Consider the following 14977-nt stretch of genomic DNA (forward strand, 5'->3'; position numbering starts at 1 on the left):
AGCAATACGGGAGTAGAGGTGGTTAAAAAAGGCGGCTTCATGAATTATTTCTCGGGCAATCGCACAAATCTATATTTTTCGACATGGAAGAATCAAAATTTTAGCAGCTTTTTGATGAGAATCATATTAATTCAAGTATTTAATTAAATGAGAATAACTGGTATGATGATTAATATTAACTAAATCAAATGATTTCAAAATAACTTTAGCTGTTTATTAAGAGAAAATATAGATGAAAGAAAGGGAGCGGACAAGATGGATATTCAAATCAATAAAGATCTTATTGAGGATAATCGCGGCAATATTTACCTTGTCATCGACAAGACTGACAATACTTTGGTGCTGGTTAACGCTTTTGTGCACGCATCATTTAAGCATCGATTGATGTTTGACACCGCATTTAAGGACCAATTTAAAGATTACGAGGGCCAATACATAGGCAAACCGGCAATGGATGATGTCAGACATGATTATGTGTTTGCACTTAAAGAGTTGGAAGGGAAATTGTATTCTCTTAACGAGGTGGAGAATGCTTATTCAATACAGTTCATTAAGATGATTGAGTACTACAAACATCCAGGAATGTCTTAAGTGAGGGGGAAGTCATATGAAGTATTTTTGGAAAAAACAGACGAGTAAACTGATCATAGGATTGCTATCGATCCTGCTCGTTTCGAGCGCAGCGCTGAATATTAGCCTTTTGGACTACAAGGAGGCGCAAACGGAAACGAACGAAAGGTTATGGAATGAAGCGGTTAGCAAAGGGTTCTCTTTGCCGTTAGAGGATATTGCTTATTTGACAGAGAAGCTTAAGACAGGTGACCTCGTGGAGACAGATCAGGTTGTGAATCGGCTTGATCAGGCAGCACGTAATCTTGAACAGGGTGGCAGGTCGTTATCCCAGATGGAGCCCTTTTTCAGGCAGCAAGACAGTGCGTCCACCCGGGTGATGGCAAATCTCTTGCAGGACTATCATCAATATGTTGAGAGTGACATCTTGCAGCCGTTGGAATCGGCAAATCACCTGAGTCATAAATCACATCAGCTTCTTTTGAAGGACTTGGATCGCCTGCAAGAGGATCTGGTCTATCTCAAGAATGTTATGAGCAAGCAGTCCATTACAAAGGATAAGCCCACAGATATTCAAAAATCGTGGAAGCAGGCCATTCAGAAGGTGATCGAGCAGAATCCGGACCATGCCTTTCATCAGCGGATGAGTGAGAAGTATGACTGGATCTAAGTAATCTGAGTTCTGAGGGGGAAGCGGAATGGAGCTTTATTTCAGGAATAACTTTTTCAGCTCGGGTATGACAGAAATTGTGGACGATACAGGCCAGGAAGCCGGAAGCATTGATTTGAAGAGTGCTTTTGGCAGTTCTCTGGATATTTATGGACCATCCAGGGATTTAATATATTCGGGCAAATTTCGTGCCTTCTCGAGTAAGTGGAATGTGATGGATCCGGGAGAAGAGATTATTGGAATCGTTAGGGCCAAGATGAGTTTCTTTACTAAAAAATTCGAATATCATGCCGGTTCAAGAGGAATCTATTCCATCACTTCTCCAGCCTTCTCCAAAGAATATACGATTGAGGATGAATCGGGGAGCGTAGCTGCAACCTTTACACGAACCTCCGGCTTCTTCGGTCCTGGCTCGTATCGCCTGGATAACCGATCAAATGAAGTGGATTCTTATGAATGGATCGCAGTCGTGATGGGTGTTCACTCTATTCAGATCAGGCAGAATAATGCTGCGAATGCGGCAACCTAAAGACTTAAGAGACACAATCGCTGTGTCTCTTTTTATAATAGGTTATTACACTCCGAGTGATTATTGAGAGAAACAGTACTAAATGGAACGACCTACAAGGCTCCCTGATTTCAGACCTCGAAATAATACATAGTACAGTAAACGGACAAACCAAATTATATAAAAATGAGAAAAAAATTAGTTGCAATACCATTATATTACGCATATGATGTAATTAGTTGCAATACCATCCTATTAAAGGGGGAGATCATGTGAGTGAGCACTGGAAACAAAATGAAAACTCGACGGAATCCCATGGGCAATACATCTCCGCCATCTATCGGCACATGCAGGTGTTGATTTCAGCCGAGCTCGCGCCATATCGAATTGGAAGCGGGCAGTATATTTTTTTGATGGCGATTGCTTTTCAGGAGCCCATTACGCAGAAGAAGCTTAGCGAGAAGCTGCTCATTGACAAAACCACAACCGCTAAAGCGATTGCGAAGCTTGAAGCAGAAGGTTACGTTCGGAGGGAGGTCGATCCCGCCGACAACCGCTATCATCTGCTTTTCTTAACAGATGCAGGGCGTGAAGTGGTGCCGAAGGTTCAGGAGGCGCTAGGCCGTGTTAAGAACAAAACTCGAAAAGGCATTACCGACGAGGAATATGACTTGTTAGTTAGTTTGCTGAAAATCGTGCTTCGTAATCTGACAGAGCAGGAGGAGCTATAAAATGAGCAGGTATGAGGGAACAGACTTGAAGGAAGTGCTGCTGTCATGGCCTGGTGTGACAGAGCATCCCCATCGATTCGGTGGTGTGGAATTTCAGCTGGACGGAACGGAAATTGGACATCTTCACGGCAATCGCTTGTTCGACTTGCTGCTATCGAGACCCGAACGTGATCGGTGGATTGAAGAGGGCAAGGCAAGTCCACATCATATGTATCCCGCTTCAGGCTGGGTATCCGTCTATTTAAATACCGAGCAAGACATGGCTAACGCCATTGAAATCTCACGATTAAAATATGATCAAATGAAAAGGAAGGGTGAGATGTAACATGATTAATGAGGTGTTTCCTTATGAGAAAAAGCGTATTCAAGTATTGGGACTAGAGATGGCCTATGTGGACGAAGGAAGCGGTGACCCGATCGTATTCCTGCACGGCAATCCGGCATCCTCGTATCTCTGGCGCAACATTATTCCTTATGCCCGAAAGCTCGGCCGCTGCATCGCGCCTGATCTCATCGGTATGGGCGATTCCGCGAAGCTTCCAGACAGCGGACCTGACGCTTATACCTACGCCGAGCATCGCCGCTACCTGGATGAGCTGCTCGTACAGCTGGGCGTTAGCGATTGTGTAACATTTGTGGTGCACGATTGGGGATCGGTGCTGGGCTTCGATTGGAGTAGACGGCATCCCGACGCAGTCAAAGGTATCGCTCATATGGAGGGCATTATTAAACCGCGCAGCTGGAGTGAAATGCCGGAAACTGGACGTCAAATTTTTCAAAAACTCCGAACACCGGAAGGGGAGCAGATGGTTCTCGAGCAAAATTCGTTCATCGAGTTTAACCTGCCGGTCAACATATTGCGCAAGCTGACGGATGAAGAAACAGCTCAGTACCGGAGGCCGTTTCTGGAAGCTGGCGAAAGCCGCCGTCCCATGCTCAGCTGGGCCAGACAGCTTCCGTTTATTGGAGATCCAACCGATGTTCCCGAAATCGTAACTGACAATGGAGAATGGATGGCGCACAGCCCTGTTCCCAAACTATTCATCCAATGCGACCCCGGCTTATTGCCACAATCCCACATCGATTATTGCCGCACATGGCCATCACAGACAGAAGTAACCGTCTCAGGCCGACACTATCCTCAAGAAGACGCACCTGATGAAGTTGGCAAAGCGCTAGCCGAATGGCTCCGAGAATTAAATTAACCCTTCAATGTAACTTGTCTAATTTCGATGGTGAAACTGTCGAATATACATTCTTTTTATAAGAAGCAAGTGAGGTTCTCGCTCAACCTGATGTTACTCATACAGCTGTTTTCAAGTAGTCTTGAATATTTGAGAACAGCTTTTTTTGTGCATGAGAATCCATTTTATAATACCTTCTGTTGCTTTAATCAAGAATATATATAAACTTGTGTCAAACTATCTGGACACGAACTACGCATATATAAAACGAACCGGTTTGATAGGAATGGAGCGCTTTGTTTATGGAATCTGAGAAACAGTGGATCATGCAGATCAAGAAACAATCGAATAAAGCCGCGGCGGGTAAGCTTGTATCATCTTATTACAAGGAAATCTACAGCTACGTTTATAAACAGACGATGGACAAGGAGCAGTCGATGGACCTGACACAGGAAATATTCATTTCCATGCTGCAGTCCATTCATTATTTTGACGGGAAGAGAGCTTCTTTCCGTACCTGGCTGTATCGGATTGCCACTAATCGAGTGATTGATTATTACCGGTCCAGGGCCTACCGCTATCGTCGATCAACAGAACGGATAGAGGAGGAACGATATGTCATTCCTGAACCTGAGGATTTTACGATCCGTGTGGAGAACAGAGAGGAAGTCATGAACATTATGCAAGTTGTCAGTGAATTGGAGCCGGGCAGCCAGTCAATCTTCAGGCTGAAGATCTTTGGTGAATATACGTTTCTAGAAATTGCGGACATGCTGCTGCTCCCGGAATCCACGGTGAAATCCAAATATTACACGATGATTCGCAAAATAAAAAAGCAGCTGGAGGTGAATAGCGATGTCTAATAATGAGAAGCCGTTCTATATTGATTTTCCGGAAGAGGAAGCCATCCCTATCGAGGTTGATTACATCGTAACCAGAGGATTGATGCCCAAACCATCCCTGGCGAGGGGGCTGATGGATATGGCGCGTCAGCTGGGAGCGCGGGTGCTGTTCAAGGATCGAGCAGAGATTGCGCTGATCACCCTTCTTGGACTTCTCATCATGGTGTTGTTCGGCTATGCCGCCGGGGACCAGCCAAATTCAGCCTCAGCATGGTCCATATCTGTTCTCATTTTTACGATGTCGCCTATGCTGTATTTTACGATTGCGGTAATGTTTTTCGTTCAGCTTCGTACGAAGAGCACCTACGAAACAGAGATGGTGTGCAAATACAGTGTCCATCAGCTGGCTGCATTTCGGATGCTCATATTCAGCCTGATCAGCCTTGCCGCTAACCTGCTCTCGATTATGATGATTGCTGTACAGATTGAAGGATTTGATGTAGCAAGAAGCATCCTCATGTCAGCCAGCTCACTGTTTATATTTTCAGCCTTGTTCATGTCCTTCCAGCTGTATGTGAAGTCAAGATGGTCTTGGCTTGTCGCTGGGATGAGCTGGATCAGCGCTAATGTGCTGCTCTCATTGGGGCTAGGTCCAGTCTTCGAGCAGGTGCTGAACCAAATTCCACTCCTTGTTTACGGGTTTATCGCGATTATGGGCTTCTTGTTGTATGTTCGGCATCTGAAGCAATTATTTCAATTACAGCAGGCAGGAGGCTATAGATAATTCATGCTAACCATTAATCAAGTTACTAAGAAATTCGGCGCTTTTACTGCGCTGGAGGAGATCAGCTGTGAGCTTGCCAATGGGGTATACGGTCTGCTGGCTCCAAACGGAGCGGGCAAAACGACATTGATCAAAATGCTGACTACGCTTCTTTTTCCAACGAAAGGCGAGATCCTGTATGGAGGAGAGGATATCGTGCAGATGGGCGAGAGATACCGGGATGTACTCGGCTATTTGCCGCAGCAGTTCGGATACTATAAGAATGACACACCTGTGCAATATCTGCACTACATCGCTGCTCTAAAAGGGATGGAAAGGGCACAAGCAGCCGTCAAGATTAATGAATTACTGTCGCTTGTAGCACTAGAGAGTGTGAAAAATAAGAAGATGAAGAAATTTTCGGGTGGGATGATACAGAGAGTCGGTATTGCGCAAGCGATGCTGAATGATCCTGAAATTCTGATTCTGGACGAACCAACGGCAGGGCTTGACCCGAAGGAACGGGTGAGATTCCGGAATTTGCTTACCCGGCTGGCGCGTGATCGAATTATTATTTTATCTACACATATTGTGTCTGATGTAGAGCTCATCGCAAACGAAATATTGATGATCAAGGATCGGCGTTTGCTGTATAAGGAGAGCGTTGAGTCCTTGTGCGGACGTCTTGAAGGCAAAGTTTACGAGACGGAGCTGAGCTATGAAGAGGCTGAAGCACTGAAAGACAGATATTTGATCTTGTCCGAGAAACAGGAACTCGGCAGGCTGAAGGTTCGCTTCTTATATGAAGCAGGTGAGCCGGATATAGTCTCGAGTAAAGTGGTACCAAGCCTTGAAGATGTATTCATATACACTTATCAGGATGAGGTGAACCTTGCAGGAGATGAAGTCTATGTGGGGCATTAAAGGCTATGAACTGAGAAAAGTGCTGAAAGCGCCTGTTTTTCCTATCCTGCTCGTTATCTTCATTCTGTGGAATGTGTTTCTGATCTGGCCGGTGACGTATATTAAGGAGGATTTAAAGCTCGTTAATGAGCTTGCGGCAGCATACGGAGTGGAAATGGATGAAGCCGCTCTTGCGGGTCTGGGTCAGAAGGCACATGAATTGCTGGGTGAAATGAATACAGTAACTGAATCAAGAACGGAGCAAAGTTATGAAACGGCAGCGAGCTTTTTCGAGCAGGCTAATCTGACGAAATATGTATACAATCAGCCTGGTTTATACGATGATGAAGAGCTGCAGATGTTCCATCAAGCGAGGCTGATTGAGCATTATTATACGAAGTCACAAACCGCAGATACCGTCTACAAGCAGCTGGATGTACAGGCCTATGCGGAGGGAGCAATGGAGCTGTATGGTGTTTCAGGCAGTCCCGCTGAATATATACGGACACAGTTTGCTGCTCTTGGAGAGCGGCTGGTGGAATTAATAGACAATGAAGAGCATAAGCAGTTGTTTTTTGATGGGGGCATGTACCGCATGCATTCCACTTTGTTCGAAACCCTCTTTGGCGGAATCGCCATTGAGCTTATGGTATTTGCTGTGCTGATTACAGGTATGATCTGCAAATACGAAACAGAACAACGCAGCGAGCATGTCGTCTATTCGACCCGAAGAGGCCGCAAGCTGATGCGGGATAAGCTCGCCGCCTCATTAACCGGCTCGTTCATCTCAGGTGTGCTCCTGATTACAGCGAGTTTGGGAGTCTATTTTATAATGGCAGATTATTCAGGGCTGTGGAATGTGTCCATGAGCAGCATATTTGTATCCGACAAGAACTTCCCTTATATCCCGTGGTGGGATTTAAGCTTCTTACAATATTTACTGCTGGTCATCCTTATTTTTGTGATTGCTCAGCTGATGTTTAGCAGCCTGGCGTTCATTATTTCAATTTTTGTAAGGAACAGTTACTTTGTATTTGCGGTCTTTGCTCTATGTTTAGGAATTATTGTTGGATGGCGGTCATTTATTCCGTCAGATCACTTTTTGATCCTGGCCAGTGTATTTAACCCGTTCCATATGATATTGGAAGCCCAATATATGTTCATGGGTCAATCGATCTTTCGCACGTACAAATGGTATGAACTTATTACGCTCATGAGCTGGACTATCCTGCTGGCATTTGGGGTTCTCTTATCTATGCTCAAATTTCGAAAGCAGGGGCTGTGAAAGGAGGAGTGATGCGTGAAGTTAATAGGGTATGAGCTGCGGAAGATTTTTAATCGTAAGGTGCTTGTTTTTCTTGCTTTGTTCCATGTGATTTTTTATTTCATGTACTTGGAATTTTCATTTAAATATTTTCCTAATGGCAGACCGGATGGAGACATGCACCATGTGACGATACAGATGCTCGGGCAGTACGGAGAGCGTATGGATAAAGAAGAATTTGAGGATTTTAAGCAGCAGTTAACGGAGCTGGAGCAGACGGCAGACCAGCTTATCAAATCAGATCCTTACTTCAAGGAATACAGGGTCAGTTCTTTTGAGGAATTCAAGCAAAAATCAGGCGAAGGAATCCTGCCATTTGAAGTCAATAGTTATATCTATAATCACAAAGAGCGCGGCGACTTGATATGGGAAATAGCGGCTAGAGAGAGTCTTATTGAGCAATATGAGAGTAAGAATACTGCCGCAATCAGTGATTTAAATGATGAACAGCTGAAGAAGGTTGAACAGTATGAACAAGACGGCACTTTTACTTCTATTTTCTCAGGTGAGTTAATGGAGAATTACAGAATTCAGCTTGGGTTCCTGCAAATCCTGGTCTTGGTGAGCAGCATGTTCCTTATCATCCCCATGTACATCAAGGATCGCAACAATGGAGTTATCTATTTACAATACTCATCCAAAGCAGGTCGAAAACACTTCCTGATCAAATGGGCAGCGGCAATTTTGGCGGTGACGATACTGTATGCCGTTCAGCTCTCCGCATTCTTCATGCTCTATTCTGATGAGATCAAGAGTGTGTTCTACTTCATTTCGATTAACTCCTATTTTAACAGCTGGGTGGGCCCGTATTGGTATGATCTAAACTTCATGGAATTCATCCTGATTACGATGGGGCTCTTGTACGTATTGCTTCTGTTGTTCACCACAGTGACTGCGCTCATCTCAAGCCTGGCTCGCAATTACGTTACGATTATTGCAGCCCTCGTTCCCTGCGTCATTTGGCTGCTTAGTCCATTCTTCGATATGATGCTGTTAAGAACCGCGAGCCTATATGATCCGATGATTTTGCAGCCCCTTCTATATGGCGCATTTATACTGATTGTTGTTCTGTTCTTGCGGCATCGGTGGAGAAGAGAACGCGTGGGAGATTTAAATTAATATTGTGGACGAGAATTCTGTAACTAGCATACGTATGCACAATGATCTCTTACAAGAGGTCATTGTGCGGCGTAATATGAACATAGGAGTTGAATTTTCCTGATTAATGTATGGAATAAATTCACCATTTACAAGAGTTTAATATGATATATTACTAGAGGATGTCACTTATACATAAGAGGAGAGACGTTAGATGCCGGCCCAATTTCTAATCGGACAATATGGTGGCTTTGATCTGGGTAAATATGAAAGGGATTTCAGAAGTCATTTTTTTGGGATTGAGAATTGTTTATATGAGTCTGAGGAGGATTTTGACAGACTCTTGTCTTGTCCAATAAGGATGGATTTAAGTATGGATTTCATTTCGCTCCTCGTGCTGGGCAACATGAATTTCGGGATGCGCTGTTTATGTCCTCAGATGAGAACACTAGAGAAGAAGCGTTTCGTTTCATTGAACAAGAGCTGGAGTATTTGTGTGATAAGCATTTAAAGCCAGAATATGTGCTGTTTCATTATCCGAAGCCGGTAAGACTGGATCCGCAGAAGGAGTGGGATCTATGGTATTTCGACAATGAAGCGGAGTATGAATGGGAGAATGAACACTCTCAGATATCTTTTGAACGGAGCAGTGAAGAGATATTCCAGAGGTTATCCAGCTATGGCGAACAGTACGGCTTTACTCCGGTTCTTGAATTTGATGCCGTGCCGAGTATCATCGTGGATACGGACCTGCTGATTCGTTTGCTGGAGAAGTATCCTTGTATTCGAATATGTCTGGATACGGCACGGTTGTTCCTTCAAACATTGACTGATCCGGAATTTGATGCGATGAAAGTTATTCGCAAGTACGCCTCCTATGCTAAGCTAATTCATCTATCCAATGCCCGCTACACAGTTCATCATGTTCTAAGGCATCATCCGGTACTGCCGAAGTTATCTCCTGATGATGGCTGGGCTCCGATTGAGGACTATCTTAGGACCATTCGGAAGCTGAATTCGGACATTCTTATTTTGTTTGAGCACCGATCTGACCGTATTACAGATGCAGAGCTTGCAGAGTGTTATGAATGGGTAGATGGAATTATGAATAGGGAAAAAACAAGTATAACTAATCAATGACTTCAATGTGGATTATGTGCTTGTTAAGATATAAACTGCAAGCAAGTTACTAGAAGGAGTATCGGTCATGAATTTGATAGGGGAAGCCATTAAATTAAGAAATGAAGGCAACAAGGAAGAAGCGCTTGAACGATTGCTGCAATTATTAAATACAATTGAAGCAGAGCAAGCGGCTCAATTAAATTATCAGATTGCCTGGACTTATGATTCTTTAGGACTTGAGAAAGAAGCTGTTCCCTATTATTTGGACGCTATATCGATGGGGATACAGGGAGAAGATAGATCAGGGGCTTTGTTGGGACTGGGCAGTACGTATCGAACCTTAGGTCAATATGAAGCTGCCGAGAACGTATTAAGGCAAGGTATAGATGAATTTCCGGAGAATAAAGAGTTTAGAGTCTTTCTTGCGATGGTCCAGTAATCTAAAAGAATATGCAGTTGCAATGCGACTGCTGCTTGAGGAAATCGCTGAGAATTCTAGTAATTCCGGAGTTCAGAGTTACAGAAAGGCTATTGCCTTCTATGCGGATAAGCTGGATCAGCGTTGGGATTAACTAGTTAGGAAAGTCGTAACCTAGTCTTCATTAATTAGGATTATAGATGACTTGTGCCGGAGAACATTTCCATTTATCCTATAGAAAGGCTGCATGGTGGTAATCATATACTTTGCAGCATACAGCTAGGCTTTAATACATACGAAAGAGGTAGAGCAGCACATCGATGAGGCCAACAAGAGCTATTAGGATTACTCTTTGCCCTACATTACTGTATTTATGGGACTTGCAGGAATTTTTGAAGAATTGCTGTTCAGAGGAATCATTCAGAATTTGCTGTACATGTTTTTTGATATGGAATGGCTGGCCATTACAATAACATCTTTACTATTTTTAGCCTTTCATTTTTCATATTTCAAGAAACCGATCATGTACATCAATATCGCCATCCCAGGCTTTGTGTTCGGGGTGTTATATTTTGCAACTGACAATTTGATGACCCCTATCCTGGTGCATAGTTTTCAAACCAAAGTGGCGTAATCGTGAAATCGTAGATACAACGGAAATAGCACGAATATAATTATAAACAGAGATCACAATATTGTGATTTAATTTACGGACCTTGTAAGTTTTTTCGTTAATTCACTTGCTAACTTCAATTTTGTAGTATAAAATGACATCAATATTTAAATACGATGAAGAGGAATAGTACATCATTCCAAGCGCTCAGAGAGCTGTTGGCCGGTGCAAAACAGCCGCATAGGAATGTTGGAACTCGCCTTGAAGTAGCTCGCTGAACTGTAGTAGGTGGAGCCGGAGTCCTAACCGTTATCAATTAGGGGATATAAGGTCATTCATTACTGGACCTGTATCTGCCTGAGTGCATACCGTATGGTATGAATTAGAGTGGTACCACGTAAGATGTAAAGTCTTTCGTCTCTTAGTTAAGAGATGGAAGGCTTTTTTTGCATCCATAAATCAGATGTACATACTATTGGGAAAAGGGTGGTCGTTATGATGAAAAATGTGGAGAAGTATGCCAGAGGTTATTTTATGCCCCCGAAGACAAGCATGAACTGGGTAAAGAAAGAATATATTTCCGAAGCACCGACTTGGTGCAGTGTCGATCTTCGAGATGGAAACCAGGCACTTGTTGTACCCATGAACCTTGAAGAGAAGCTGGAGTATTTTAATCTCCTTGTACACATTGGCTTCAAAGAGATTGAGGTTGGATTTCCAGCGGCATCCGAGACTGAATTTGCTTTTCTCAGAACCTTGATTGAGCAGAACCTTATTCCAGATGACGTAACGATTCAAGTACTTACCCAATCGAGAGAACATATTATTCGCAAGACCTTTGAATCCCTTAGAGGAGCTAAGAAAGCGGTCGTCCATCTGTACAACTCAACCAGCCTTGCACAGCGTGAGCAGGTGTTCCGTAAGTCCAAGAAAGAAATTATAGATATTGCGGTATCTGGAGCAAAGCTGTTGAAGCAGTGTGCAGAGGATACAGAAGGGAACTTTAAGTTCCAGTATTCGCCTGAGAGCTTTACCGGTACGGAAATTGAATTTGCCCTGGATATCTGCAACAGTGTACTCGATGTATGGCAGCCCACAGCTGACAATCAGGTGATTATTAATCTGCCTGCTACCGTATCGATGTCCATGCCGCACATTTATGCGAGCCAGATCGAATATATGAGCGAACACTTAAACCATCGTAAACATGTGATCTTGTCAGTACATCCACACAATGATCGAGGCACCGGCGTTGCTGATGCAGAGCTCGCGATGCTGGCGGGGGCACAGCGAGTGGAAGGAACATTATTTGGTAATGGAGAACGCACAGGAAATGTAGATATCGTCACTTTAGCACTGAATATGTATTCTCACGGAGTTGATCCACATCTGGATTTTACCAATATTCCTGAGATCATCTCCGTATACGAACGCCTGACGAAAATGAATGTGGATGAGAGACATCCTTATGGCGGCGAACTGGTATTCACCGCATTCTCAGGCTCACACCAGGATGCCATTGCCAAGGGGATGAAATGGCGTGAGGAGGAGCAGCGTGCTCACTGGTCTGTTCCTTATCTGTTAATTGATCCGATTGATATTGGACGTGAATATGAAGGAGATATCATTCGGATCAACAGTCAATCCGGTAAAGGGGGCATCGGATTTATTCTTCAGCAGAAATACGGTCTTGATCTTCCACCGAAGATGCGCGAAGACTTTGGATATGTCGTCAAGAATGTATCAGATCGAACGCAAAAAGAGCTGATGCCAAATGAGATCTACGATATCTTTATTGAAGAATATGTAAACATTGCTGCTCCTGTCGAATTTGTGAAATATCAGTTTCCTGATGATGAGGACTTCCATACGATTGTAACGATCCAATCCGGAGGAGAAGTTAAACAAATTACGGGAAATGGGAACGGTAGACTGGATGCCATTAATAATGCGCTGCAAAATCATTGTGGATTAGAGTATACAGATCTGGTATACCGTGAGCATGCATTAGAGACAGGTTCTAAGTCCCAAGCTGTTTCTTACATCGGAATTACTTCCAGCAATGGAACAGTATTCTGGGGCTGCGGCGTTGACGCCGATATTGCCAAATCCTCTGTAAAAGCTTTGTTTAGCGCCGTGAATAAGATGAATAAGAAGCAGTAATCTAAATGAGATTGTCAATCAGGTAGGGCATCTCCATCGCTTGTCTAAAGATGGTTTGGTTTAAGCGAACTTAAGAATAAAACTACAGATCTGTGTAATGAAACAACAAAAGAGGCGTTCTTGTGGAACGCCTCCTCTTCATTAAATCAAATTAGTAACCGCCAAATCCGCCGCCAAATCCGCCCCATCCGAAAGATGCAGCAATGATAACCAAGAGGATAAAGAGAACCAGGATTGCACCGATTCCGTATCCGCCGCCTTGGCCGTAACCTCCAACTACTCCGCTCACAGAAATTCCTCCTTTACTATCAAGATAGAATATCTTATGTTGCATCGAGACTATTGGTCTGGACTATTTTACCCTTAATTTCATGATCAGGGCCCTGTCTTAATGACTCAAATTCAGTAACCACCAAATCCGCCAAGACCGCCCCAACCGAATGAAGCGGCAATAATGACGAGGAGAATAAAGAGTACCAAGATCGCACCAATTTTATTTCCACCGCCGTAGCCACCAACGCCACAACTTTCTACTACTCCACTCATCTAAAAACCTCCTTTGATCGAAGATAAGATAGGGTATGACAGAAAAATGGAAATGATCTAGACGGATGTGGAATTGGCAAAAGAGAAATTTATTTAACAATGCTGTGAAGTTGTAATATAATCTGCTCATCCCCATCGAGAGGATTATGTAAGGGTGGCGATATTTTATGTTGATTATAAACACTTTCTAAGCAGATTTCATATTTCCAGCTCACCAGGACAGTCACATCAGGGAATGATCGAATTGGTATTCGCACCCTGCAAAACTGCATGCAGACGATACCTTTTTGTTTGATTATTCGCGTTTTTATCGAGATATACAAGCTGCAAGAAATTAATTAACTATAATTAATCTTTACCCTTGTGGGAGAGAAGAAGAGAATGTAAGGTGATTTTTGGATAACAAAAATTATTGATCTAATAATGGTGGATAAAAAGGAGGACTAGAAGCGTGACTGAATTTGTTCGCACGCCCCCGGTCGGAGAGATCGCGAAGTTTATCGCGAATATAAATAAGAGTAAGAGCAGCAACGTTGGATATGCAGGGGGCAATAGACACGAAATCGAGGCTTGTTTGACTGAAAAATTTTCTGATCTATCTCTTGATGAGTCGATTATTGTCTATATGGAGCAGGGAGAAATCGTTGGCTTCCTCGGGTTTGATGTCGACCTGGAAGAAGGAGCGGCAGAAATTTGGGGGCCTTTTATCGATACGGAGTCTGGACCTTTATGGCAGAGAATTGCCACAGATCTATGGAATACAGGAGTAGCGAAGCTGGGGAACCGTGTACATACGTTTAAAGGATTCTATAATGCCGCGAATGATCGTGCTAGAGAGTTCATGAACCAGTTAGGGTTTGTTTATAAGCAGAAGGAATCTGTTCTTGTAATTAGAAGAAGCAGCGCAAAATTGGAGCAAGGGAGATCCCGCATAGATAGTAAGTCGAATAACTCCATTGCAGCTTGGGATAAGCGATGGAAAGAAGCCTTTTCGATCTTACATGATCAGTGTTTTCCAAGTACCTACTATAATTCTTCGGCAATCCTTGAACGTCTAAGTGACGAGAATCGGTTGTTTCTATATCTACAAGAAGAAGAACTCCTTGGTTATATCTACACCGAAGGAAATGAAGAACATGCTGAAGGGAGTGTGGAATATATCGCGGTATCTGCTGCTGCTCGGAATAAGGGGATTGGCACTGAATTAATACGATATGCGGTAACGGACTTGTTTGACAGACCTATTGAAGAGATCAGATTATGTGTGTCGAGCTCGAATAGTACAGCACTCGGGATATATTTGAGGGCGGGTTTTATTGTCGAACATGAACTTGATTTCTACATTTTAAATACAACAAAATAGTGAAAGAAGCCTGTATTTGTCCTGAACTAGGGGGGATATAGGCTTTTTTTTTACTTTAAATGAATATGCTGTGTTTCCTATTCTAGTACATTTCGACTATTCCTATATCATGATTGATACAATATGTAGCACTAAATTCCTGTTTTTTAATATTAGGGT

Annotated in this window: 18 protein-coding genes and 1 other annotated feature; of the genes, 16 read left to right on the forward strand and 2 right to left on the reverse strand. The window is 43.3% G+C overall.

All coding sequences use genetic code 11. The features are described 5' to 3' along the window. Nucleotides 1-255: 255 nt before the first annotated feature. The 15 genes from ACFQ3J_RS04060 to leuA all read left to right on the forward strand — a co-directional run bounded on the left by ACFQ3J_RS04060 (nucleotide 256) and on the right by leuA (nucleotide 12909). Nucleotides 256-591, forward strand: coding sequence for a hypothetical protein (locus ACFQ3J_RS04060; RefSeq protein ID WP_091157361.1), 336 nt, complete (start codon nucleotides 256-258; stop codon nucleotides 589-591). A 16-nt stretch (nucleotides 592-607) separates the two neighbouring features. Beyond that, nucleotides 608-1240, forward strand: coding sequence for a hypothetical protein (locus ACFQ3J_RS04065; RefSeq protein ID WP_251581291.1), 633 nt, complete (start codon nucleotides 608-610; stop codon nucleotides 1238-1240). 28 nt (nucleotides 1241-1268) lie between these two features. Beyond that, nucleotides 1269-1769: a hypothetical protein gene (locus tag ACFQ3J_RS04070; RefSeq protein WP_251581293.1), complete on the forward strand. Its 501-nt coding sequence runs from the start codon at nucleotides 1269-1271 to the stop codon at nucleotides 1767-1769. Nucleotides 1770-2020: 251 nt separating this feature from the next. Then, entirely contained in the window at nucleotides 2021-2479 is a 459-nt protein-coding gene (locus ACFQ3J_RS04075) for a MarR family winged helix-turn-helix transcriptional regulator (protein ID WP_251581295.1), read from the forward strand. Nucleotide 2480: 1 nt separating this feature from the next. Continuing rightward, nucleotides 2481-2804, forward strand: a complete 324-nt coding sequence (locus ACFQ3J_RS04080) for a luciferase domain-containing protein (protein WP_251581297.1) — start codon at nucleotides 2481-2483, stop codon at nucleotides 2802-2804. A gap of 1 nt (nucleotide 2805) precedes the next feature. Beyond that, a complete protein-coding gene (locus tag ACFQ3J_RS04085; RefSeq protein ID WP_251581299.1) occupies nucleotides 2806-3684 on the forward strand; it encodes a haloalkane dehalogenase in 879 nt (292 codons plus the stop codon). Between the two features lie 281 nt (nucleotides 3685-3965). Then, nucleotides 3966-4526 (forward strand): RNA polymerase sigma factor, encoded by a 561-nt coding sequence (locus tag ACFQ3J_RS04090; protein WP_251581301.1) that lies wholly within the window; start codon nucleotides 3966-3968, stop codon nucleotides 4524-4526. Continuing rightward, complete coding sequence (locus ACFQ3J_RS04095; protein ID WP_251581303.1) at nucleotides 4519-5289, forward strand: hypothetical protein; 771 nt, start codon at nucleotides 4519-4521, stop codon at nucleotides 5287-5289. The genes ACFQ3J_RS04090 and ACFQ3J_RS04095 overlap by 8 nt, the downstream gene beginning before the upstream one ends. A 3-nt stretch (nucleotides 5290-5292) precedes the next feature. Continuing rightward, nucleotides 5293-6192, forward strand: a complete 900-nt coding sequence (locus ACFQ3J_RS04100; RefSeq protein ID WP_251581304.1) for an ABC transporter ATP-binding protein — start codon at nucleotides 5293-5295, stop codon at nucleotides 6190-6192. Further along, nucleotides 6179-7456 (forward strand): hypothetical protein, encoded by a 1278-nt coding sequence (locus tag ACFQ3J_RS04105; RefSeq protein ID WP_251581306.1) that lies wholly within the window; start codon nucleotides 6179-6181, stop codon nucleotides 7454-7456. The genes ACFQ3J_RS04100 and ACFQ3J_RS04105 overlap by 14 nt, the downstream gene beginning before the upstream one ends. 15 nt (nucleotides 7457-7471) lie before the next feature. After that, a complete protein-coding gene (locus ACFQ3J_RS04110; RefSeq protein WP_251581307.1) occupies nucleotides 7472-8614 on the forward strand; it encodes a hypothetical protein in 1143 nt (380 codons plus the stop codon). Nucleotides 8615-9022: 408 nt separating this feature from the next. Continuing rightward, complete coding sequence (locus ACFQ3J_RS04115) at nucleotides 9023-9733, forward strand: sugar phosphate isomerase/epimerase family protein (protein WP_251581308.1); 711 nt, start codon at nucleotides 9023-9025, stop codon at nucleotides 9731-9733. 67 nt (nucleotides 9734-9800) lie between these two features. Beyond that, the gene (locus ACFQ3J_RS04120; protein ID WP_311285777.1) at nucleotides 9801-10154 is read left to right on the forward strand and encodes a tetratricopeptide repeat protein; all 354 of its coding nucleotides are present in this window, start codon (nucleotides 9801-9803) and stop codon (nucleotides 10152-10154) included. Nucleotides 10155-10485: 331 nt separating this feature from the next. Next, nucleotides 10486-10767, forward strand: a complete 282-nt coding sequence (locus tag ACFQ3J_RS04125; RefSeq protein ID WP_251581309.1) for a CPBP family intramembrane glutamic endopeptidase — start codon at nucleotides 10486-10488, stop codon at nucleotides 10765-10767. A 146-nt stretch (nucleotides 10768-10913) separates the two neighbouring features. After that, nucleotides 10914-11171, forward strand: a binding site (T-box leader). Between the two features lie 73 nt (nucleotides 11172-11244). Further along, a complete protein-coding gene (gene leuA, locus ACFQ3J_RS04130) occupies nucleotides 11245-12909 on the forward strand; it encodes a 2-isopropylmalate synthase (RefSeq protein WP_251581679.1) in 1665 nt (554 codons plus the stop codon). Nucleotides 12910-13060: 151 nt separating this feature from the next. Here the strand turns inward: leuA and ACFQ3J_RS04135 are convergent, their stop codons facing one another. Both ACFQ3J_RS04135 and ACFQ3J_RS04140 read right to left on the reverse strand, forming a co-directional pair. Further along, nucleotides 13061-13198 (reverse strand): sporulation protein YjcZ, encoded by a 138-nt coding sequence (locus tag ACFQ3J_RS04135; RefSeq protein WP_280142856.1) that lies wholly within the window; start codon nucleotides 13196-13198, stop codon nucleotides 13061-13063. Between the two features lie 113 nt (nucleotides 13199-13311). Continuing rightward, nucleotides 13312-13455 carry a hypothetical protein gene (locus ACFQ3J_RS04140; RefSeq protein WP_170862419.1) on the reverse strand — a complete coding sequence of 48 codons (144 nt, stop codon included), beginning with the start codon at nucleotides 13453-13455 and terminating at the stop codon, nucleotides 13312-13314. 451 nt (nucleotides 13456-13906) lie between these two features. On the opposite strand from ACFQ3J_RS04140, the gene ACFQ3J_RS04145 reads away from it, so the two are divergent. Continuing rightward, nucleotides 13907-14818, forward strand: a complete 912-nt coding sequence (locus ACFQ3J_RS04145) for a GNAT family N-acetyltransferase (RefSeq protein WP_251581310.1) — start codon at nucleotides 13907-13909, stop codon at nucleotides 14816-14818. Nucleotides 14819-14977: the final 159 nt, after the last annotated feature.

It is taken from the genome of Paenibacillus provencensis, assembly GCF_042678545.1.
GTDB classification, from domain to species: domain Bacteria; phylum Bacillota; class Bacilli; order Paenibacillales; family Paenibacillaceae; genus Paenibacillus; species Paenibacillus provencensis.